General features: G+C 63.8%; 23 protein-coding genes and 1 riboswitch. Of the genes, 14 read left to right on the top strand and 9 right to left on the bottom strand.

The genetic code is table 11. The features are described from left to right. Positions 1 to 961: acetate kinase (locus QM609_RS25455; RefSeq protein ID WP_283337598.1), on the top strand; the 961-nt coding region annotated here is incomplete at its 5' end. Positions 962 to 994: 33 nt separating this feature from the next. On the opposite strand, the gene QM609_RS25450 is transcribed toward QM609_RS25455, so the two are convergent. Genes QM609_RS25450 through QM609_RS25440 form a run of 3 tightly spaced genes read right to left on the bottom strand, consistent with a single transcriptional unit; the run spans position 995 to position 5725 of the window. After that, positions 995 to 3355, bottom strand: a complete 2361-nt coding sequence (locus tag QM609_RS25450; protein WP_054186926.1) for a serine/threonine-protein kinase — start codon at positions 3353 to 3355, stop codon at positions 995 to 997. 7 nt (positions 3356 to 3362) lie between these two features. Continuing rightward, on the bottom strand, positions 3363 to 4349 hold the full coding sequence (locus QM609_RS25445) for a glutamate ABC transporter substrate-binding protein (protein ID WP_003944406.1): 987 nt from the start codon (positions 4347 to 4349) through the stop codon (positions 3363 to 3365). A 14-nt stretch (positions 4350 to 4363) separates the two neighbouring features. Beyond that, entirely contained in the window at positions 4364 to 5725 is a 1362-nt protein-coding gene (locus QM609_RS25440) for a GlnX family signal transduction membrane protein (protein WP_042452116.1), read from the bottom strand. A 156-nt stretch (positions 5726 to 5881) separates the two neighbouring features. On the opposite strand from QM609_RS25440, the gene QM609_RS25435 reads away from it, so the two are divergent. Beyond that, positions 5882 to 6481 carry an NUDIX hydrolase gene (locus QM609_RS25435; protein WP_042925897.1) on the top strand — a complete coding sequence of 200 codons (600 nt, stop codon included), beginning with the start codon at positions 5882 to 5884 and terminating at the stop codon, positions 6479 to 6481. 92 nt (positions 6482 to 6573) lie between these two features. Here the strand turns inward: QM609_RS25435 and QM609_RS25430 are convergent, their stop codons facing one another. After that, positions 6574 to 6705: a hypothetical protein gene (locus QM609_RS25430; RefSeq protein ID WP_003944354.1), complete on the bottom strand. Its 132-nt coding sequence runs from the start codon at positions 6703 to 6705 to the stop codon at positions 6574 to 6576. Between the two features lie 248 nt (positions 6706 to 6953). Further along, on the bottom strand, positions 6954 to 7649 hold the full coding sequence (gene thiE / locus QM609_RS25425) for a thiamine phosphate synthase (protein WP_003944422.1): 696 nt from the start codon (positions 7647 to 7649) through the stop codon (positions 6954 to 6956). Positions 7650 to 7675: 26 nt separating this feature from the next. Then, positions 7676 to 7822: riboswitch (TPP riboswitch) on the top strand. On the opposite strand from thiE, the gene thiO reads away from it, so the two are divergent. The 7 genes from thiO to QM609_RS25390 all read left to right on the top strand — a co-directional run bounded on the left by thiO (position 7822) and on the right by QM609_RS25390 (position 14327). Next, entirely contained in the window at positions 7822 to 8901 is a 1080-nt protein-coding gene (gene thiO / locus QM609_RS25420; protein WP_003944311.1) for a glycine oxidase ThiO, read from the top strand. Its footprint overlaps the riboswitch before it by 1 nt. Then, a complete protein-coding gene (thiS, locus tag QM609_RS25415; protein ID WP_003944402.1) occupies positions 8898 to 9113 on the top strand; it encodes a sulfur carrier protein ThiS in 216 nt (71 codons plus the stop codon). The genes thiO and thiS overlap by 4 nt, the downstream gene beginning before the upstream one ends. Then, on the top strand, positions 9106 to 9858 hold the full coding sequence (locus QM609_RS25410) for a thiazole synthase (protein WP_007726857.1): 753 nt from the start codon (positions 9106 to 9108) through the stop codon (positions 9856 to 9858). The genes thiS and QM609_RS25410 overlap by 8 nt, the downstream gene beginning before the upstream one ends. A 129-nt stretch (positions 9859 to 9987) precedes the next feature. After that, positions 9988 to 10992 (top strand): ABC transporter ATP-binding protein, encoded by a 1005-nt coding sequence (locus tag QM609_RS25405; RefSeq protein WP_283337597.1) that lies wholly within the window; start codon positions 9988 to 9990, stop codon positions 10990 to 10992. Further along, on the top strand, positions 10992 to 11762 hold the full coding sequence (locus tag QM609_RS25400) for an ABC transporter permease (protein WP_047268852.1): 771 nt from the start codon (positions 10992 to 10994) through the stop codon (positions 11760 to 11762). The genes QM609_RS25405 and QM609_RS25400 overlap by 1 nt, the downstream gene beginning before the upstream one ends. Before the next feature lie 132 nt (positions 11763 to 11894). Next, positions 11895 to 13346 carry a M20/M25/M40 family metallo-hydrolase gene (locus tag QM609_RS25395; RefSeq protein ID WP_187781773.1) on the top strand — a complete coding sequence of 484 codons (1452 nt, stop codon included), beginning with the start codon at positions 11895 to 11897 and terminating at the stop codon, positions 13344 to 13346. 129 nt (positions 13347 to 13475) lie between these two features. Then, positions 13476 to 14327, top strand: a complete 852-nt coding sequence (locus QM609_RS25390; protein ID WP_007730127.1) for an adenylate/guanylate cyclase domain-containing protein — start codon at positions 13476 to 13478, stop codon at positions 14325 to 14327. A gap of 18 nt (positions 14328 to 14345) precedes the next feature. On the opposite strand, the gene thiD is transcribed toward QM609_RS25390, so the two are convergent. Beyond that, entirely contained in the window at positions 14346 to 15188 is an 843-nt protein-coding gene (thiD, locus tag QM609_RS25385) for a bifunctional hydroxymethylpyrimidine kinase/phosphomethylpyrimidine kinase (protein WP_003945044.1), read from the bottom strand. A 237-nt stretch (positions 15189 to 15425) separates the two neighbouring features. Between thiD and QM609_RS25380 the strand changes: the two genes are divergently transcribed. Then, positions 15426 to 15776: a GNAT family N-acetyltransferase gene (locus QM609_RS25380; RefSeq protein WP_003945052.1), complete on the top strand. Its 351-nt coding sequence runs from the start codon at positions 15426 to 15428 to the stop codon at positions 15774 to 15776. A 44-nt stretch (positions 15777 to 15820) separates the two neighbouring features. Here QM609_RS25380 and QM609_RS25375 read toward each other — a convergent pair whose 3' ends face one another. Genes QM609_RS25375 through QM609_RS25365 form a run of 3 tightly spaced genes read right to left on the bottom strand, consistent with a single transcriptional unit; the run spans position 15821 to position 18189 of the window. Beyond that, positions 15821 to 16621: an exodeoxyribonuclease III gene (locus tag QM609_RS25375; RefSeq protein WP_054186900.1), complete on the bottom strand. Its 801-nt coding sequence runs from the start codon at positions 16619 to 16621 to the stop codon at positions 15821 to 15823. Between the two features lie 16 nt (positions 16622 to 16637). Beyond that, positions 16638 to 17579: an N-acetylglutamate synthase, CG3035 family gene (locus QM609_RS25370; protein ID WP_439131452.1), complete on the bottom strand. Its 942-nt coding sequence runs from the start codon at positions 17577 to 17579 to the stop codon at positions 16638 to 16640. Between the two features lie 10 nt (positions 17580 to 17589). Continuing rightward, entirely contained in the window at positions 17590 to 18189 is a 600-nt protein-coding gene (locus QM609_RS25365) for a peptide deformylase (protein ID WP_003945053.1), read from the bottom strand. A 244-nt stretch (positions 18190 to 18433) separates the two neighbouring features. Between QM609_RS25365 and napA the strand changes: the two genes are divergently transcribed. The 4 genes from napA to QM609_RS25345 all read left to right on the top strand — a co-directional run bounded on the left by napA (position 18434) and on the right by QM609_RS25345 (position 21446). Continuing rightward, positions 18434 to 18784: a nucleoid-associated protein NapA gene (gene napA, locus QM609_RS25360; protein WP_007730120.1), complete on the top strand. Its 351-nt coding sequence runs from the start codon at positions 18434 to 18436 to the stop codon at positions 18782 to 18784. Positions 18785 to 18837: 53 nt separating this feature from the next. After that, complete coding sequence (locus QM609_RS25355; RefSeq protein ID WP_054186902.1) at positions 18838 to 19434, top strand: LytR C-terminal domain-containing protein; 597 nt, start codon at positions 18838 to 18840, stop codon at positions 19432 to 19434. A 95-nt stretch (positions 19435 to 19529) separates the two neighbouring features. Continuing rightward, positions 19530 to 20231, top strand: a complete 702-nt coding sequence (gene sodC / locus QM609_RS25350) for a superoxide dismutase[Cu-Zn] (RefSeq protein WP_007730117.1) — start codon at positions 19530 to 19532, stop codon at positions 20229 to 20231. Positions 20232 to 20321: 90 nt separating this feature from the next. Continuing rightward, entirely contained in the window at positions 20322 to 21446 is a 1125-nt protein-coding gene (locus QM609_RS25345; protein ID WP_003945034.1) for a glutamate--cysteine ligase, read from the top strand. Positions 21447 to 21520 lie beyond the last annotated feature (74 nt).

Genomic DNA, 21520 nt, shown 5'->3' with positions numbered 1-21520 from the left:
GAGTGAGGCCGGAATCATCGCAGTCGGTCACCGAGTCGTGCACGGTGGTGACATCTTCTATTCGCCGACTCTCATCGACGACGGCGTCGTGAAAGCCATCGCGGATTTGTCGAACCTTGCGCCGCTGCACAATCCGGCCAACGTGATCGGTATCGAGGTGGCGCGCGAAGAACTGCCAGACGTTCCGCACGTCGCAGTGTTCGACACCGCCTTCTTTCACACACTGCCCGCGGCGGCGTCCACCTATGCGATCGATCGGGATGTGGCCAAGGCCAACCAGATTCGCCGGTACGGCTTCCACGGGACCTCACACGAATACGTGTCTGGACGGGTCGCGGAGTTCCTCGGCAAGGATCCGGCCGAGCTGAATCAGATAGTCCTGCACCTCGGAAACGGCGCTTCGGCCTCGGCAATCAAGGGCGGCAAGGCCATCGACACCACGATGGGCCTCACCCCGCTCGAGGGTCTTGTCATGGGCACCCGCAGCGGCGACATCGATCCAGGCATCATCTTGCACCTCAACCGCAACTCGGGAATGAAGGTCGACGAGATCGACGACCTCCTCAACCGGCGCTCCGGTTTGAAGGGACTGTCGGGAGTCAACGATTTCCGTGCCCTGCTCGCACTGATCGAGGGCGGCGACCAAGACGCACAACTTGCGTACGACGTTTACGTACACATGCTCCGTAAGTACATCGGTGCCTTCATCGTTCAACTCGGTGGCGTCGACGTCATCACCTTCACCGGTGGCGTCGGGGAGAACAACATCGACGTGCGACGCGACAGCCTGGCCGGGCTTTCCCGTCTCGGTATCGAGGTCGATCCGGCTCTCAACGAGGCGAAGAATCGCGACGAGCGTCGTATCTCCGCATCCTCGTCGGCCGTCGAGGTGCTGGTGGTCCCCACCAACGAGGAGTTGGCGATCGCCCGCGCGGCGAAGGCTTTGGTGGCCGCACTGTAGGTTTCTGCAGCACTGTAAACCTCGGGGCGTCCGTCAGAAATTGCTGCGCGGACGCACCGCATTCGCCCGGTCCACGAGGGCGTAGCGGTGCGTGCGGGAGGTCGTGGCGCGAGCGAGGGCTCGAAGGCAGGCTTCGGCTCCGGTGCGCAGACCTTGCTCGGTGAAGGGCAGGTCGAGGATGGGTTCGAGTTCGGTGTGCGAGCGATTGCCGTAGCGAATCCAATCGAGTGCCGTGCCCAACACCAGGGTTCGCATCTGCAGGCTTCGGCTCTCTTCAGCAGGCAGCGCCCGAACACGACGGGCGGCTTCCCGCAGAGTCGATTCGTCGAGTTCGGCGATCGGAACGCCGGACAGCATCGTCAGAGCGCTGGACATCCGTGCGACGTTGTAGTGCCGGGAAGACGTGGGTACTTCGTCGAGGGCGGCGATGGCTGCCTTCTTGTTGCCGTGATCGGCGAGTTGTCGGGCGAGCCCGAATGCTGCGCTGACGTAGTTCCGTTCGGTCCGCCAGACGGTGCGGTAGTACTTCTCGGAGAAGCGGCACCATTGGTCCGGGTCGTCGCTCTCCCAGTGCTGGAGAATCAGTTCTGCCGTCGCTGCCAACGCCAGCTTGGGTGCAGCCTCGCCGGGCAGTGCGGTGAGAACTGTCTCGAAGTGACTGAAAGCGGGCTCGAATCGGTCCAGTTGTAACGCCGCAAGTCCTCGATACCACTCGATCTTCCAGTGGTCCCCGATGTTCTGCTGGAGTTCGCCCAGAACTGTCAGTGCGGTTTCCGGATCACCGAGATCGAGATGAGCCTTGGCCTCGGCCAGTCGAACTTCGCCCGAGACGGCGGCCGCGGGTGTGCCCGACGTTCGGTCGATTCCGTTCTCGCGGGCATGCTTGAGAGCATCGAGAGTCTGAGACGGTTCGCTGTGCACCGCCGCTGCCAGCAACGGCGCGCTGGGATCGGTGGGGTCGACCAACGGAATGGGAAGTGCGTGCGCAACTTCGCGCGGATCGAGAGCGGCGTCGTGGCTGATACCGTCGACGTACACATCGGTTTGCCCGACCAATTCATCGGTGCCGAAAGACGTTCGCTGCCTGCTGAACACGAGCGAGAGTCCGGGATTCTCCTGCCCGGTCTGCTCGGCGAGGATTTCTCGCAGAACGCCGGTGAGTTGTCCCGCGATTTCCTCGGCGGACTGGAATCGCTTCTTCGGATCCGGGTCGGTAGCGCGTAGCAGGAGACGGTGAAAGAACTCGTGGTCGCGCAGTAGTGGCTCGTCCTCGGGTTCGGGAAGGCCGTCGAGGTACCGTCCGTGCTTCGAAGGCATGTCGAGGGTGAGAACCGCGAGTGTTCTTCCGACGGTGAAGATGTCGGAGGCGATGGTCGGACCGGTCTCGATGATCTCGGGTGCTTGATAGCCGGCGGTACCGTACAGGTACCCGTAGTCTTCGATTCCGGACACGGCGCCGAGATCGATCAGCTTCAACTGATCCTCGGTGACCATCACGTTCTCGGGTTTGAGGTCGTTGTAGGCCAGGCCGGTGGAATGCAGATAGCTCAGCGCCGGAAGGATTTCCAGTACATAGCCGATTGCCTGCTCGATCGGCATGTGCTTGCCGTCCGGGAATTCGGCCAGCACCTCGCGCAATGATCGCCCACCCACGTACTCCATGACGATGTACCCCATGGGTGTGCCGTCCGGGCGCGGATGCTCGACGAAGTTGAAGATCTTGACGATGCTGGGGTTGGCGACCTCGGCGAGGAACTGACGCTCGGCCACCGCAACGGCTTGCGCTTCGGAATCACCGAAATGCAAGAGCCCCTTGAGAACTACCCACCTGTCGCTGACATTGCGATCGATCGCGAGGTAGATCCATCCCAGGCCGCCGTGCGCGATGGGCCCTTGAACCTCGTACTGACCGGACACCAATTCGCCCTCTTCGAGAAGTGGGCGGAAGTCGAAAGTGGAACCGCACTTGGGGCAGGTGCCGTGCTGAGTTGCCTTGGTGCTTGCGCTCTTACGACCGACTGGTTCGTTGCATTTCCAACAGAAGCGTTTCCGCTCGGGGACGGTCGGGTCACTCATCACCGCAGATGCGGGGTCGATCTGCGGGACGGGGGGAACCTCGACCAGGCCGCCGCCGAGGCGCAGCTTTCGCCCCGACCGGCTGCGGCGGGATCGAGTGGAGCGGCCGGTAGGGGAGGAGGACGCGGACGGCGTGGTTGCTCGTATCTGGGCCGAGGTCGGTTCGAGACGCTCGTAGGCGCCCGTGGCTTCGGGCTCGGGCCGCTCGTAGGCGCCGGTGGCTTCGGGCTCGGGCCGCTCGTAGGCGCCGGTGGCTTCGGGTTCGGGACGCATGGAAGCCTGCGTGGCGTCGGGCTCGGGGCCGGTTTCTTCGGTCATGTCAGCCTCAATCCCGGTAGACGGCCGGCGGGGGACCGGGCGAAGGACCGAGGACGCTGAGCCAGCGGTCGTAGATACGGTTCCAGGTCCCGTCGCTCCGGATCCGATCCAGTGTTCCGTTGACGAATCGGACCAAGTCGGGGTTGTCCTTGTTCACTCCGATTCCGTACGGTTCGACGCCCAGTGAGCCACCGACCATCATCAGATACGGGTCTTGCGAGGCGAGGCCCGCGAGGATCGTGTCGTCGGTGCTGATCGCGTCCACCTGCCCCTGCTGGAGGACGACGAGGCAGTCGGACCACATCGGGACGGTGACGACGGTGGCTTCGGGTTGGAGTTGCTGGATTCGAGTCGCCGAGGTCGTTCCCCGGGCAGCGCAGACCCGCTTGCCTGCGAGGTCGTCGATGCCGCGGACGGATGACCCCTGCAAGACCTGAATTCGTTGTTCAGCGGAGAAGTACTGCGTCGAGAAGTCGACCTTCTCGCGCCGCTCGCACGTGATGGTCATGGTCTTGACGACCACGTCGACCATCGATTCCTGGAGTGCGGCGATCCGATCGTCCGACGTCAGGATTCGGTACTCGATCTTCTCCGGGTCACCGAGCAGATCTCGGGCGATTTCGCGGGCGATGTCCACGTCGAAACCCTCGAGGCGCCCGGTGGCCGGATCGCGAAAGCTCATGAGGTTGGAACCGGTGTCCAGGCCCACGATCAGCCGCCCGCGGGCGCGGATGGCGTCGAGGCTCGGCGTGGGTGGCTGCGGAGATGCGTCTGCGGGGGTGGGCCGCAGGCTCGCGGTGAGGTTGGTGCACGACGCGGTAGTCGTCGGTGTCGGGCTGGGAGCGATGGTGGCCTCGGCCGGCAGCGGCGGTTCCGTGTACGACGTGGCGCCTGCGTTGTCCAAGTCTTCGGCTCGATCCGCACCGCAACCGGCGAGCACCAGCATGGCCGCTGCCAGAACCGCGACACATACGGCCGGGCTCTTCCTCCGCATCACCGGTACTCCCGTCACTGATACTCCCGCAGTCGAGGCCAGAATCCGATGAAGATTCCGGCAACTCCGAGAACTGCCAATACAGACATGCCCGGTGCAGAGGCAGCCAACACCCGGGAGGCGTACGAGACGTCGGACCGAAGATTCGTGCGCGAATCCACGATTCCCTGCCAGAGTTCGTGATCGAGCTTTCCGTACTCCGCGGCCGAATCCTGTTCTCCGGCGCCGATGGTGATGGCTGCGGCGGACGTGAAGTCGCCGTTTCCGAGACGGTCGTACATGCGCGTGTGCGCAGCCACCCACTGCTGGCGCGAGTCGAGTGCGGCGGTCAGCACTTCGCTGTTCACTCGGGCGCGTTCGTCGCTTTGCAGGCCCTCGAGGATGTCCCGCAGAGCATCGACCTTGCGGGTGAACGTCACGTTGTCCTCGGCGGTCGAATCCCGCCTCGCCAGCGTGAGGGTTTCCACGGTGCGTGCTTGCTGCGCCATGATTCGTGCCTCGGTCAGTTCGTGCAGTGGCTCGGCCCCGGCGTCGAGCGCGCGCCCGGTGGCCAGTGCGGAGACCAGTCCGACCGTGAGCAGCCACAGCAGAGCTGCAGCGACCGCGAGCGAGGCAAGGATCAACCCGAGATTGAAGCGTCGGCGACTCTTGCGGGAGAAGTACATCTGTGTCGCCACCAGCGCGCACAGCACGAAGACGAACGCCACGATCGGCCACCACGGTGGAGTCTCGAAATCGCGCTGTACTTGGGAGACCAGCGTCTCCTGCGAGGCGTGCAGTTGCTGGGCCATCGGCAGCAGCGAGGTCTGCATCAACTGCGAGGCCTCGCTCAAATATGCTGCCCCGACCGGGTTTCCGACGCGATTGTTCGCCCGTGCAGTTTCGACCAGCCCGGTGTAGACGGAGAGGTCGGTCGAGATGGTGGTCAACGCGCTGTGACCGGCAAGATCGGTCGAGTCGAGACCGGCCGACGCCTGGACGATCTCCGCAGAGGCCTCACCGATCGACTGCGTGTATCGGTCGCGGACTTCGGCGGGTTCGAGGCCGCCGGAGATGAAGGCGGTGGCCGCGGCGGCGTCTGCCAAGGACAACGCACTGTAGAGATTCTGGGCCGAGTTGGCGAGAGGCTCGGTTTCGACGAGGAGGAGGTCGAGGTTCGCCTGGCGGTTCTCGATCGCTGCGGTGGCGAGGAGTCCGGCGATCAAAGTGATCGCGATCAGGATCAGTCCGACGACGGTCAACCGGCCAGGCGTCGAGGACATGAAGGCCTGCAGTTCGCGCCGCAGAAGTGCCTGCTCGTCCTCCGCCGACACTGATGTGGCCTCGGAGGGCGGCAGCGACCGGGGTTCGATGGACGGGACGACACGGTCGACCATCGAGCACCTCACTTCGCTGTAGGCGGGACCGAGAAATGATGCCGCCGAGAAATGATTCAGGGCATCTTCGCGAGCATATAAGCATCACCTACACCTGGAGCAGATTGAAACGGTTAGTGTGGGACAACGGCGAGAGCAGGCGGAGCGAGGTAGTCGATGCGTGGTGACGGTGACGGTTGGTCCATCGGATCGGACGGTACTCGGCATTGGGGTAAACACGGAGCCGCAGGACTGCTTCTGCGTGCCCCCGATTCGGACGGATCACCCATGGTCTTGCTGCAGCATCGTGCGGCGTGGAGCCATCAGGGCGGAACGTGGGCACTGCCCGGCGGTGCGCGGGACTCACACGAGAGCACGACGCACGCTGCCGTCCGGGAAGCACACGAAGAAGCAGGTATCGCCGAGGACGCCGTCCGTGTCCGCGGGGAAGTAGTGACGATGCGCGCCGAGAGCGGGTGGACTTACACCACCGTCGTGGCTGACGCGGCGCATCCACTGTCGACGGTTGCCAATGGTGAGAGCACCGAGTTGCGGTGGGTACGCGAAGCCGACGTCGACTCACTGCCGCTGCATCCGGGCTTCGGTTCCTCATGGCCCGACCTCCGGACCGAGCCTGTTGTGGCCGTGGACGGCGATCCGCACACCGTCGTGCTCGAGGACGGCGGATTCGGATGGTTGTCGGGTAGTTCCCACCAAGGCAGTGAGCAGTCAGGCAGTGACCAGAACCTGTCCGAGGCGTCGAGTACGCAGTCGTAGCACTCGAGTCTTCACAGTTCATACACAGCAGAAGGGCCGGACTCCGCGGGAGTCCGGCCCTTCGGTGTTTCGGTCGTCGACCGAAACGAGGCTCAGCTGAGCGAGTTCAGCGCCGTGATGAAGCTGACCGCGGTGATACCGAGCTTGAGCAGCTCGCTGATCTTGCCGAGGTTCAGGTCTTCGAGCGATTCGGTGCTGAGCGAGCCGGTGTCGAGGGATCCCATTTAGTGCTCCTAGGTTCAGTTAGTAACTGGAGGTAAACTACAACAAACCGAATGGGATGTGACACGCAATCGAAGCAACTGTGAGTAAGATCACTTAATCCGACTTTTCGGACATCCAATCGCACCTAGGAACTGGGAGTTTGTTGTCTGATCGGACAACTTCCGTTCATAATTCGAGTCAGGCGTGCTGACCCGTAACTGTGCGGAAATCGCCCGGCAAACACTTGACGAACGCCAGTTACCGGCTTTCAGCGCCCAGCGACGGCTGCGGCGAGGCGTTGCGCGGCCGCCTGGGGATCCGATGCTTGCGTGATTGCACGCACGACGACGATGCGCGTGGCGCCGGCGTCGAGCAGCTCTGGCAGACGTTCCTCGTCGATGCCGCCGATCGCGAACCAGGGCCGCGGCGGTGCGGCGTCGGCGGTCGATCGAACCAGTTCCAAACCGGACGCACTTCGATTCGGTTTGGTCGGTGTCGCCCAGACCGGCCCGGTACAGAAGTAGTCGACGCCCTCTTCGATGGCGGCCAGACTCGCCTGCGCGCGACTGCTCGTCGAACGGCCGATGACTACGTCTTCACCGACAACGGTTCGCGCGTAGGGGACGGGAATGTCGTTCTGGCCGAGGTGGAGGATGTCGGCGCCGGAAGCCATCGCGAGATCCGCGCGATCGTTGACGGCCAACAATGCGCCGTGGCGTCGCGCTGCGGTCGCGAGAATGCCCAGCGCCACCAGTTCGTCCTTGGCCTCGAGCGGGCCGAACTCGCGCTCACCGGCAGAGCCTTTGTCACGCAATTGGATGATGTCGACTCCGCCGGACAATGCTGCCTCGGCGAACTGCGCGAGGTCGCCTTTCTCGCGGCGCGCGTCGGTGCACAGGTACAGCCGTGCTGCTGCCAGGCGCTCGCGCCGGTCGATGTCGTTACTGGGATGTGTGGGGTGCACGGAGCAAACGGTAGCCTCTAGGGAGCAAGGTTCGACACGGGAGTCCTGAAACGTCGTCGTCACTTTTTGTCGTGACTGCGAGGTTCGTAGGGCTGAGAGGGGATCGCGACCAGATCCCGACCGTCAGACCTGACCCGGATCATGCCGGCGCAGGAAGTGGAGGTGGAGTTTCGTGAGTACACACGCTCGTACGGTGTCGGTTGTCGGCGGCGGTGTCATCGGTCTCGCTATCGCGTGGCGAGCAGCCCGCGACGGGTGGGCCGTTCGGTTGTACGACCCGTCCATTGGATCAGGTGCTTCGTGGGTGGCGGGCGGAATGCTTGCCCCGCTTTCCGAAGGCTGGCCGGGTGAAGAAACCGCGTTGACAATCGGTGCAGCGTCCCTGGAACGGTGGCCGACGTTCGGTGAGGAGCTCGGAAAATTCGGGCAATCGGTCTTCACCGCGGACAGCTCGCTGACGGTTGCACTCGACGCTGCCGACGCGCAGGACCTGCAGACCATCGCCGAGTGGGTGAGCTCGCAGGGGCACGAACTCGAAGTTCTCGGTCGCGCGCGCATCCGTGAACTCGAACCGATGCTGGGCCGGGGCATCCGGTCGGGGTTGATGGCTGTTGGTGAGTCCGCCGTCGACAACAGACTTCTGCTGGCGGCGTTGCAGAAGGCCTGTGCGGAATCCGGCGTCGAATTGATCGCGCGGGCCGTCGACGACCTCGCCGAACTCGATACCGATCAGATAGTGCTCACCGCCGGTATCGCGTCACCCAAGCTGTGGCCCGGGCTACCGGTACGCCCGGTCAAGGGCGAAATCCTTCGCTTGCGCAGTAGGCCTGGAGTCACCCCGGCGCCCAGCCGCACCATCCGCGGAAGCGTCCACGGGCGGCCCGCCTACCTCGTCCCGCGCGGTGACGGAATCGTCGTCGGCGCAACACAATACGAGTCTGGTGAGGACACACAGGTCACGATGGCCGGAGTACGGGACCTGATCAACGACGCCGAGGCACTGATGCCGGCGATCGGCGAATACGAACTGTACGAGTGCGCGGCAGGTCTGCGTCCCATGACGCCGGACAACCTGCCGTTGATCGGGCGCGTGTCCGATCGTGTTGTCGTCTCCACCGGGCACGGCCGCAACGGGGTCCTGCTGACGCCCGTCACCGCCGATGCGACGGTCGCGTTGCTGAACGGCACATCTTTGGTCGAGGTAAAAGGAACCGAACCCGAGCGGTTCGCAGTAGCTAAGGAAAATTCATGAGTGAGCAGGTCCCGATCGGGATCACCGTCAACGGCGAAGATCTCGAGTTCGATCGAGCAGTCACGGTGACCGAACTTCTGACGCACCTCGAGTTGCCGAGCAAAGGCATCGCCGTCGCCGTCGACGGTGCGCTCTTTCCTCGCGGGCGTTGGGACGAATCCGTCGGACGTGGTTGGGAAATCGAGATCCTCACGGCGGTGCAGGGTGGCTGAGCAGGACCTTCTCACTATCGCGGGCCGCAGTTTCGGTTCCCGGCTCATCACGGGGACAGGCGGCGCCGCCAACCTTGCGGTGCTCGAGGAAGCGCTTGTCGCCTCCGGTACCGAACTGACCACCGTCGCGATGCGGCGAGTCGACGCGGCAGGCGGCACCGGCGTTCTGGACCTGCTTCGTCGCCTCGGAATCGAACCGTTGCCGAACACCGCCGGGTGTCGGGGCGCCGCCGAAGCGGTCCTGACGGCGCAGTTGGCACGCGAAGCGCTCGAGACGAACTGGGTCAAACTCGAAGTCATCGCCGACGAGCGGACTCTGCTGCCCGACGCAATCGAACTCGTCTCCGCCGCAGAACAATTGGTGGACGACGGATTCACCGTCCTGCCGTACACGACGGACGATCCGGTGCTGGCGCTTCGCCTCGAAGAGGTCGGCTGCGCGGCAGTCATGCCGCTCGGTTCACCCATCGGGACAGGGCTGGGTATCGCGAATCCGCACAATATCGAGATGATCGTCGAGCGCGCCGGCGTGCCCGTCATCCTCGACGCCGGAATCGGAACGGCCAGCGACGCCACCCTTGCCATGGAGTTGGGCTGCGACGCCGTCCTACTTGCGACAGCGGTGACGCGGGCCAAGAATCCCGCGTTGATGGCGTCGGCGATGCGGCACGCAGTGGTAGCAGGTTTCGAAGCGCGTCACGCCGGCCGGATTCCCAAGCGGTTCTGGGCCCAAGCATCGTCCTGACGGACCATTTCCGGGTGTTTTCTCAGGGTTATGCCCAGATTGTCCGGCTTCGTGTCCTACCTGAGTACCACTCGGAACTAGACCTGTGGCCGATGTGCTGGTCATTGCCGGTAGGGCAAAGTTCTCCTCATGATTGAACTGAGGGGATTGACCAAGGTTTACGGACCGACGAAAGCGGTGGACGATTTGTCGTTCACGGTCAAGCCGGGCATCGTGACGGGCTTCCTGGGCCCGAACGGTGCAGGTAAGTCGACGACGATGCGGATGATCCTGGGTCTGGATCAGCCGACGTCGGGTGCGGCGTTGATCGAGGGCAAGCCGTACCGCGAGCTCAAGACGCCGTTGCGGACTGTCGGCGCGTTGCTGGATGCGAAGTGGGTGCACCCCAATCGCAGTGCGCGTGCACATCTGCAGTGGATGGCTGCTTCGAACGGGATCCCGAAGTCCCGCGTCGACGAGGTGCTCGGGTTGGTCGGGTTGTCCGAGGTGGCGGGCAAGAAGGCCGGCGGGTTCTCGCTCGGTATGTCGCAGCGTCTGGGGTTGGCGGGTGCGTTGTTGGGGGATCCGAAGGTGTTGTTGTTCGACGAGCCGGTCAACGGTCTCGATCCGGAGGGCATCGTCTGGATTCGTAAGTTCATGCGGCGGTTGGCGGCCGAGGGCCGCACGGTGTTGGTGTCGAGTCACCTTCTGTCGGAGATGGCGCTCACGGCGGAGCAGTTGGTGGTGATCGGTCGGGGTCGGTTGATTTCGGATTCGACGGTTGCGGAGTTCGTGGATCGTTCGTCGGAGTCGACGGTGCGGGTGCGTAGTCCTCAGCTCGATGCGTTGCGCAGTGTGTTGCTCTCGCAGGGGTTGACGGTGCGTGAGGACGGTTCCGGTGTTGCCCCGGCTTTGGTGGTGGTGGATTCGACCACTGATGTGATCGGTGGTTTGGCTGGTTCGCAGGGGATCGTGTTGTACGAGTTGGCTTCTCAGCAGGGGTCGCTCGAGGATGCGTTCATGAAGTTGACCGGGGACGATGTCCAGTACCACGCATCCGGTGTCGATCCGGGTGTCGGTGCACACCACGCAAATACACAGCAGGCAAATACACAGCAGGCAAACACGCAGCAGGCTATGGGAGGTGCACTGTAATGGCTGTTCTCAGTGCTGAACGTATCAAGATCACCACGACCAAGTCGCCGCTGTGGTGCTCGGTCATCATCGTCGTGCTCGCGCTCGGCTTCGCGGCCATCATGGGCGCGGTTGCCAAGTCGGCTCTGACGTCCTCCGACGTCCAGGGAGCACCGGACCTCGACACCGCCGTTGCCACGGCCGGCATCTCGGGTTTCGGAATCATGGTTCTCATGATCATGGCGGCCCTCGCGGTCACCAGTGAGTACCGCTTCGGGACCATCCGCACCACCTTCCAGGCCGTTCCGAACCGTGCCTCGGTTCTGATCGCCAAAGCCGGCCTCATCGGTGCTTTCGGTGCTGTACTGACATTTGTTCTCGCCTTCGGCGCGTACGCCATGGCCAAGGCCATCGCCGGTACCGAGGCGAGTGCCGGATTGACCCTGTCGAGCGGCAGTGACTGGCGCGCGATCTACGGCATCCCGATCTACGCCTTCCTGTGCGTGATTCTCGCTGTCGGCGTCGGATCGATCATTCGCCAGTCGGCCGGCGCAATTGCGTTGCTCCTGCTCTGGCCGCTGCTCATCGAGAGCCTGTTCGGACTGTTCGGCAGCTTCGGCGAGAAGATCACCCCGTTCCTGCCGTTCGCGAATGCAAACCACTTCCTCAGTGCGAGCAGCGGTGGCGTCGACTTCCACTGGGGACCCTGGGGCAGCCTGATCTACTTCGCGGCCTTCGTTCTGGTGATTTTCGGAGCAAGTATCGTCATCGTGAATCGTCGCGACGCCTGATCTTGTCGCTCCCTCGGTAGGTGTTGTCGGGAGACCTACCGAGAACCAGGAGTGACAGCAGAGTAGGGACCCAGTACGAAAAACCATTCGTACTGGGTCCCTTTCCTGTGCTTCGGCCGATATCCTCCGAAGATGAGACTCTTCGGTGTGGTTGTGGTCGCAATGGCTGGAGCACTCGTGGTGAGTGGATGCTCGTCGGGAAGTGAAGCGGCCGTCCCGACAGACCCGGTTGCATTCTCCGAGACCGTCACGGTCGACGCCGTGACCGGGCATCTGGAGCAACTCGAGAAGATCGCCGCCAACAACGAGGGCAATCGATCGGCCGGTACCCCCGGCTACGACGCCAGTGTCGACTACGTGGCAAACCTGCTCGAAGACAAGGGTTTCGAGGTCAGCACCCCGGAATTCGACTTCAGCTCCTTCGATCCCGGCACCGAATCCCTGAAAGCCGCTGACGGCTCCGATGTTCCGGTGCGGGCGCTGACATATTCCACCTCCACGGGACCGACCGGAATCACGGCGCGTCTGGTGGCGATTCCCGCCGACGAGACCCCCGGTTGCGAGGCCACCGACTACGACGGCCGCGACGTGAACGGTGCAATCGTGCTGGTCACCCGCGGAGTGTGCCCGTTCGGCGACAAGCAGAAGATCGCCGCTGATCGCGGCGCGGCGGCGTTGCTGGTTGCCAACAACGAGGACGCAATGCTGGGCGGGGCTACCTTGGGTGAACCCGAAGACGCCCGCATTCCGACCGGCGGGGTGAGTAAGGCGTCGGGCGAGGCTCTTGCCGCAGCGCCCGGAGACCTCACGCTGATTCTCGACACGTCGACGGAAACGACGAAGTCGCGCAACGTGATTGCGCAGACCAAGACCGGCGCGACCGACAACGTGGTTGTCGTGGGCGCCCACCTGGACAGTGTGCCGGAAGGTCCCGGAATCAACGACAACGGAAGCGGTACCGCAGCCGTACTGGAAACCGCGCTGCAGATGGGAAGCTCACCGAGCATCGAAAATGCCGTGCGTTTCGCTTTCTGGGGAGCGGAAGAAGTGGGATTGGTCGGCTCCACCCGCTACGTCGAGGGTCTGAGCGATCAGGAACGGGCCGACATCGCCCTGTACCTGAATTTCGACATGCTCGGTTCGCCCAACGCCGGATACCTGGCTTACGACGGCGACAACTCGGATGCCGTCGGGGAGGGGCCCGGGCCCGAGGGGTCGGCGGGCATCGAGCGCACCTTCGTCGATTTTCTCGCCGGGCGAGGGATTGCGGCGGACGGAACGGACTTCGACGGGCGCTCCGACTACGGCCCGTTCATCGAGATCGGGATCCCGGCGGGTGGCGTGTTCAGCGGCGCGGACGAGCGCAAGACGCCGGCACAGGCCGAGAAGTGGGGCGGAGAAGCGGAGGAGACCTTCGACCCGAACTACCACAGTGCCCAGGACAACCTCGCGAACATCGATCGCGAAGCGCTCGCTGCCAACGCTTCTGCAGTAGCCTTCGGAGTTGCGACGTATGCCCAGGATTTGAGCGGGCCGAACGGAGTTCCCGTCGGCGATGCCCGGACACAGGCCAGAACCGAATGATCGACTGACCGAATGATCGACTGACCGAATGATCGACTGACCGAATGATCGACTGTGCGAGCGACCAGGAGGCCACTGTGCGAGAACGGCGGCAGCACACTGTCTGTAACTCTGAGTTACGCTTGAGTTATGGCTGATCTGTCCCCGGAGAACACCGACACGGCAGGTGCTTCTTCCTCCTCGGTTCGAGGCGTCGTCGACGTCGTCTTGAACTCTGCGGCAGAACTTAACCGTCGGCAGCAGCTCATCGACGCGCTACGACGCCTCAGGCGGGCACTACCCGGTGATCCAGGGTTCGGGGACCCGCTCTCGCTCGCCGGCCCCGGCGGTGCCCGCGCCGTGGCGCGCGTCGCTGACAGATTGCTCGATCAGAAGCCGGCAGCCACTCGCGAAGTGAGCCTCGGAGCACTGCAGGTGTGGCAGGCAGCGCTGGAAAAGATGGGCCGCGGACGTGGCGATCAAGAACTGACCATCGTCTTCACCGATCTGGTGGGCTTCTCCACCTGGTCGCTCGCAGCCGGTGACGGCGCGACGCTGACCCTTCTGCGTGCGGTGGCGCAGGCCGTGGAAACTCCGATCACCGACAACGGCGGACACGTCGTCAAACGGATGGGCGACGGTCTGATGGCAGTGTTCATTCGCCCGGATGCGGCTTTGAAGGCGGTGTTCACCGCGCAGGACGCGCTCGCGGAAGTCGATCTCGACGGATACACCCCACGCATGCGCGTCGGCCTACACACGGGTACCCCGCGTCAGATCGGTGACGACTGGCTCGGCGTCGACGTGACCATCGCCGCCCGGATGATGGGCCTGGGCGGCGACGGCAACGTCATGATGTCGGCGACAACTCTCGAGGAACTCGAAGCCGGCACCCTGGAGGATCTCGATCTCACGATCCGGCCATGGCGGCGAGGGTTTTTCGCGACCACGCCCAACGGAGTTCCCGTCGACCTGGGAATCTGGCGCGTGCGCCGGAACTAGCGCCCTGGACCTCGAGCGCTAGACCTGGAGCCGCCAGAGCGGGGACACCGGACCGTGTCCCGCGCCGAGGTCGTACGACGCCTCGAGACACTTGGTCACCCACTCCTTGCCGAACGCCACCGCGTCCGGAACGGAATAGCCGTGTGCGAGAGCGCAAGTGATCGCAGCAGCCAGCGTGTCTCCGCCGCCGTGATCGTTGCCGGTGTCGATCCGGGCACTGCTGAATTCGAGGAAACGGTCGCCGTCGAACAACAGGTCGGTGGACAACTCCGAAGTACGAAGGTGGCCACCCTTGACGATGGACCATTGAGCGCCGAGCGCATGCAGCGCTTCTGCCGCTTGGCGGGCGCTCTTGTCGTCGACGACCTCGATACCGGTGATCAACCGAACCTCGTCGAGGTTCGGAGTGACCACCGTGGCTGCCGGAATCAAGGTGTTGCGGACCGCGTCGAGAGCTTCTTCGTGCAGCAGCGGATCGCCGTGCATCGACGCGCACACCGGGTCGACCACGAGCGGAATCGGACGGTCGCGGCCGATCCCAACCTCGGCGGCAACCGCGGCCACCGCTTCGATGATCGTCGTCGACGCGAGCATTCCCGTCTTCGCCGCACCGACGCCGATGTCCGAGACCACGACGCGCACCTGGTCGGCGACGATCTCCGGCGGAATCTCGTGGAATCCGCTGACTCCCACCGAATTCTGGACCGTCACTGCGGCGACGGCCACGCAGGCGTGCACTCCGCACATCGCCATCGTGCGGGAATCGGCCTGAATGCCGGCTCCGCCACCGGAGTCGGTTCCGGCGATGGTCAATGCCCGAATCGGGGTCTGTCCGGCGGGGGTCAGGGGCAGCAGCTTCACGACGACGAGCCTACCGATCGGACCTGGGGAAACGGCAGCTCGGTCCCACCTCTCGCGGGAACGACGGCGCGAACTGCGATTGCGATCCGGTCGTTCCCGGTGCAAAAATTGGTCGAACCCGGGACAGCGTCGTCGGTAGCTGATTCTATGAGTGGCATGGATCACAGTTATGGAGAGCGTGCGAACGCAGCTGTCGCCGATCGCGCAGGTGCACATCGTGCCGTGGAGGTCGCCGCAATGAACGACATCGAAAATTCGAAAACCGGAACCTCACCGGAAGTCACGCTCGTGGACAATCCGTCGCACGAACGATTCGAACTGCTCTCCGACGACGAGTTGGTCGGCATCCTCGGATACCGCGACGAAGACGAGATTTCGGGGAGCGGAGCCGAAGCGGGCGACGTGGTTGCGTACATGCATACCGTCGTCAAAGAGGAGTACGGCGGGCAGGGACTGGCAGCCGTACTCGTGCAGTTCGCAATGGACTGCGCCCGTGAACGTGAATGGTCGGTACGGCCCGTGTGTACCTATGTTCAGCGGTACCTCGGCGAGCACCCCGAGTATCTGGAACTGCTCGTCGAGGACTAGAAGCCCGAGGGTGCAAACAGACGATCAGGCTCCGAGATTCACGATCACCCGAGATTCACGATCACCGGAGCGTGATCGCTGGCGCCCTTGCCTTTTCGCTCGTTTCGATCGATCTCGGCCGCCTCGACGCGAGCTGCGAATGCCGGTGAGCCGAGGATGAAGTCGATTCGCATACCCTGCTTCTTCGGGAAGCGAAGCTGCGTGTAATCCCAGTACGTGTACACGCCGGGACCGGGTGTGTACGGGCGAACTACGTCCGCGAACCCGGACTCGGTGAAGGCGGTGAACGCAGCTCGTTCCGGCTCCGACGTGTGGGTCTTGCCCTCGAAGAAAGCGGGATCCCACACGTCGTCGTCCGTGGGAGCGACGTTCCAGTCGCCGACCAGGGCGATCTGCGCGTCGGGATCCTGCTTGAGCCAGCCCTCCGCGTCGTCGCGCAGCTTGGCCAGCCAATCCAGCTTGTAGGCGTAATGCGGGTCTTCCAGCTCACGGCCGTTGGGGACGTACAGGCTCCACACCCGCACACCGCCGCAGGTGGCACCGATCGCACGTGCCTCGCGGACCGGGTCTGCCTCGGGATCCTTGTCGAATCCGGGCTGATCCTCGAATCCGATCTGCACGTCCTCCAAGCCGACGCGGGAAGCGATGGCGACACCGTTCCACTGGCTCAACCCGACGTGGGCGACCTCGTAGCCGATTTCCTTGAAGCGTTCGTACGGAAACTGCTCGTCCTTGCACTTGGTTTCCTGCATTGCCAGGACGTCGACGTCGGATCGACCGAGCCAGTCGATGATCCTGTCGGTACGGGCACGGACGGAGTTGACGTTCCAGGTAGCGATGCGCACGAGGGCAAGCCTAGCGTCAGCCGCCGACAGGATCGGTGGCGTATCGGTAGCGGTGGTGTTCGACGAATCCGAGCCGCTCGTACAGCGCGATCGCCGCGAAGTTGTCCGCCGAAACCTGGAGGTACGCGTGCGTCGCACCGTTCTCACGACCCCAGGAGAGTAGATCTCCGCAGATCAGCGACCCGATTCCGTGACGACGGTGTTCAGGGGCGACGTGAATGCCGGTCAGTCCTACCCAGCGTTTGTGGTCGGGTGCCTCGGTGAGCGCAGCGCGCCCGATGGCAAGCGTCGTGTCGGTGTTTCCGATCGCGCCGAAAGTTGCAGTGCCCACGACAGCCGTGAGGACCGCCTCGACGTACGCCGGATCGCCGTGGGCGTCGTACATCGACAGCCAGTTGTGGTCGGGGCGGTCGGCGAACGAGGTGACCGGAGGACCGAGCGGCAGCGTGACATTGTCCAGATCGGCGGCCATCACGATGGTTTCCTTCTTGCTGGTCCACCCGTCCGGAGCGGTGCCGAGTCGATCGGGGAGGAGCAGCAGGGTTGGCAGGCCGCGGTCACCGAACCACTGGCGTATCCGCTCGATGGTGCTCGCGTCGAAGCCGGCAACCGCCCCCGCACCACCGAGCGGCAAAGCCGAATTGGCGCGGCCGGTGACACCGTGACCGGCGCGCAGCAACCAACCGTCGATCCACGCCTGCTCGACCCCCGGCCACGCCGCCGCAGCAGCCGTTTCGAGGTTTCGAATCTCGCCGATGCGAATCGGGCGGGCCGAGAGACTCTTGAGCGCGATCACCTGATCGGCGGAGACCTGGACCAGCCGACCGTCGCCGGCGCGAACGGCGATGGGATCGGCGCCCTCGAGGATGCCGATGACGTCGGTCATGGGATGCGAATAGCCGGGTGGGAGCTTGTATCGCAAGACCACCCGGCTACCGATCGAAATGTTGCCGTTCAGAGCAGAATTCTCAGTCTTCGTAATCGTCGTCGTCGTGACCGAACGGATCGTCGACGGTCCCCGGCGTCCAGGTCAGACCGGGCTTGCCCCAACCGGAACGCTTGATGATCTTCTTGGCAGCGCGCGCGTTGCGGCCGATCAGTACGTCCGTGTAGAGGAAACCGTCGAGATGCCCGGTCTCGTGCTGGAGCATCCGTGCGAAGAATCCGGTGCCCTCGACCTCGATCGGGTTGCCGTCGGCGTCGGTGCCGGTGACCTTCGCCCAATCGGCGCGACCCGTCGGGAACTGCTCGCCGGGAACGGACAGGCAACCCTCGAAGTCTTCGTCCGGGTCGGGCATCGTCTGGGGGATTTCGGACGTCTCGAGTACCGGGTTCACGACGACGCCGCGTCGACGCTCGCTGCTGCGGTCGTCGCCGGGGCAGTCGTAGACGAAGACTCGCAGTGGAACACCGACCTGATTGGCCGCCAGACCGACGCCGTTGGCAGCGTCCATCGTCTCGTACATGTCTGCGATCAGTTCGGCGATCTCGGCCGGGGACTGAGTGACCGGCTCTGTCGCCTTGTGCAGTACCGGGTCGCCGACGATTCGGATGGGGAGGATAGCCATGCGGACAAGGATAGTGCGGCGCGCCCGCGTAGTTATCACGGCCCGCACACTCGATCATGGTTCAATGGTTGCTGAAGAACAGCGATGTAATTCGTTGCTCGGTCGGAACGTGGGCCGCGGGGGAAATTGTGAGTTACCTTCGGGCCAGGGGACCGGGAAACTCACGGCCGCGAGAATTCGGTCGGAAAAAGAACACCGGGCATACGAGTCTCGCTGACGCCGAGCACAGCAGTCGAGGAGTGACATGGACGGCGCAACCGCGCGTAGTCGGAACCAGTCCGAAGGCACTGGCGCCGACGATTCGGTAGTAGATACAGCAGGCATGCACGAGGTCGGCGAAGACGGCCTCACCCGCCGGGAGCACGACATCCTCTCCTTCGAGCGTCAGTGGTGGAAGTACGCCGGTGCGAAGGAAGAAGCCATCAAGGAGTTGTTCGACATGTCGGCAACCCGCTACTACCAGGTTCTCAACGCCTTGGTCGATCGCCCCGAATCCTTGGCGGCTGATCCCATGCTGGTCAAGCGCCTGCGTCGTCTGCGTGCCAGCCGTCAGAAGGCCAGGGCCGCCCGCCGCCTCGGCTTCGAGGTCACCTGAATCACGCGTACATATGATCGGGCTGTCCACGCACTGGCGATAAGGTCGACATCGTGAGTACCCCGAAAGAGCAGCCGTCCGGACCTCCGCTTCGCGCAATCGCCATGGTGTTGATCGCGTTGGCGATCGTGTTCATCGGTCTCGGAGCAGCCTCACTGGGTGGATCGAGCGACGGTGGATCGGGCGACGAGAACACCGCAGCAGAGCAGACCGAATCCTCGGCGCCTGCCACGACGAGCGCCCCCGCGCCGGCACCTGCCACTTCCAATCCGGCAGCGACGACGCAACCCGCTTCGGGCGATACCACCACCACGTCGCGACCCTCGGGAACTGCGACGACCACGACTTCCAGCTCCGCGAGCGGCACCGACACGTCGAATGTCAGCGTTCGAGTTCTCAACAACAGCACCGTCTCCGGTCTGGCAGCAGGCACCGCCGAGGAATTGACGGCAGCAGGTTGGAACGTCGAGGAGACGGGTAACTACAGCGAGGGCACCGTCAGTACGACGACGGTGTATTACGGATCGTCCGCGGCGGAGAAGGCAGCGGCGCAGAAGATCGCGGCTGAACTCGGAGTCTCCGCAGAGCCTCGATTCGCCGGCATCGCGAACGCGTCACCTGGCGTGATCGTGATCGTGACCTCCAACTGACCGGTCGTGAAGGTGGAACTGACCCGTCGGTTCCAGCTACTACACGCGCCGTTATGATCAGAAGCACTTTCTCGCCACCTCAAAGGAGCGGTTCGATGGCCCCCAGCAGCACCCGGCGTATGTCCTGGCGCGTCGTTGCCCCTGTAGTCGCGATTGCCGCTTTCGGCTTGACCGCTTGCAGTAACAGCGAAGAGCCCAGCAGCGTCCCCGGCACGACTCCTCCGGTGTGGACCGGTGCAGCCGATCCCAGCGCGCACGAAAGCGCGGGCGGCCACGGTTCCGAGACGGCTCACGCCGGCGCTTCTGCCGAAACGGTCACCGCAACGCTGAACGGCACCGACGGCGCCAAGGTCGGAACGGTCACGTTCGCGCAGGAAGGTAGCGACGTCAAGGTCACCCTCGACGCCAAGGGCCTCACCCCCGGCTTCCACGGATTCCACGTCCACCAGGTCGCCAAGTGCGAGACCAATTCCGTTGCCCCCAGCGGCGGAGAGCCGGGTAACTTCCTCTCGGCAGGCGGACACTTCCAGGCCGAGGGTCACACGGGCCACCCGGCGAGCGGCGACCTCACTTCGGTTCAGGTCCTCGAAGACGGCACCGCCACACTGGTCACCACGACCGATGCATTCACCGTCGACGAACTGGTCGCAAACGGTGGAACATCCGTCATGATCCACGCCGGAGCGGACAACTTCGGCAACATCCCGACGCGTTACGCGCCGGCACCGGACCAGCAGACTCTCGACACCGGTGACGCAGGCGGACGCGTTGCTTGCGGTGTCATCACCAAGAGCTGACAAACTCACCTGAGTTTTGCATCACTTCCGGCGACTACCACGCAGTAGCCAGCACGGTGTTTTTACCGACACTGTGATTGGATTCTCTGCGTGGTAGTTCCATTTCCAGGTTCGCCGCGTCCGACGCTGGGCGTGGAGTGGGAGATCGCGCTGGTCGATCGCAAGACCAGAGATCTCTCCAACACAGCAGCCGAGGTGTTTTCGGCGGTCGAAGAGCTTGCCGGCTCCGAAACCCCGCACATCACCAAGGAACTACTGCGAAATACCGTTGAACTCGTCACGGGTATTCATTCGACGGTCGGCGAGGCGATGAGTGATCTCGACAGGTCACTGGATCTGCTGCGTCGCGCTGCGAATCCGCTGGGCGTCGACCTCATCAGCGCGGGCACGCACCCGTTCGCGCAATGGTCGACTCAGTTGGTCACCCGGACGCCCGACTACGACGAGCTCATCGAACGCACGCAGTGGTGGGGTCGGCAGATGCTGATCTGGGGCGTGCACGTCCACGTGGGTGTCTCGTCCGCGGACCGCGTTTTCCCCATCATCAACGCACTGCTGCAGCGCTATCCGCATTTGCTGGCGCTGTCGGCATCCTCGCCGATGTGGGCCGGTGTCGACACCGGCTATGCGTCCAATCGAGCGTTGATGTTCCAGCAGCTCCCCACCGCAGGTCTTCCGTACCAGTTCGAGAACTGGGCCGAATACGAGTCGTTCATCGACGACCAGATGAAGACCGGTGTGATCACCAAGATCGGTGGCATGCACTGGGACATCCGTCCTGCGCCGAAGTGGGGAACCATCGAGGTCCGGGTCTTCGACGGCGTCTCGACGCGCGCCGAACTGGGTGCCCTCGTTGCTCTGGTCCACTGCCTCATCGTCGATCTGGACCGCAGACTGAGCGCCGGTGAGACTCTGCCGAACATGCAGCCGTGGCACGTCAAGGAAAACAAGTGGCGCGCAGCGAGATACGGACTGGACGCCGAGATCATCCTCGACTCCGACGCAAACGAGTGCCTCGTCACTGACGATCTGGATCGCCTACTCGACGACTTGGCGCCGATCGCGGTCTCGCTCGGCTGCGCGGACGAGTTGGCGTCGGTGGCGGACATTCCCCGGCGCGGCGCGTCCTACCAGCGGCAACGTCGTGTAGCGGAAGCGACGGGCGGCGATCTGGTTGCGGTCGTCGACGCCTTGGTCGCAGAGTTGGGCACCTAGCAGGTTCACAGTGCGAAGGACTGTTTCGCGGACTGGAAATCCGGGCATACCAACCGTTTGTCCAGTGGGTGTCC

Origin of the sequence: Rhodococcus sp. IEGM 1302 (assembly GCF_030056935.1) — a bacterium.
In the GTDB taxonomy this organism is placed as follows: Bacteria; Actinomycetota; Actinomycetes; order Mycobacteriales; family Mycobacteriaceae; genus Rhodococcus_F; species Rhodococcus_F qingshengii.
This window is presented reverse-complemented; position numbering and strand designations above follow the sequence as displayed.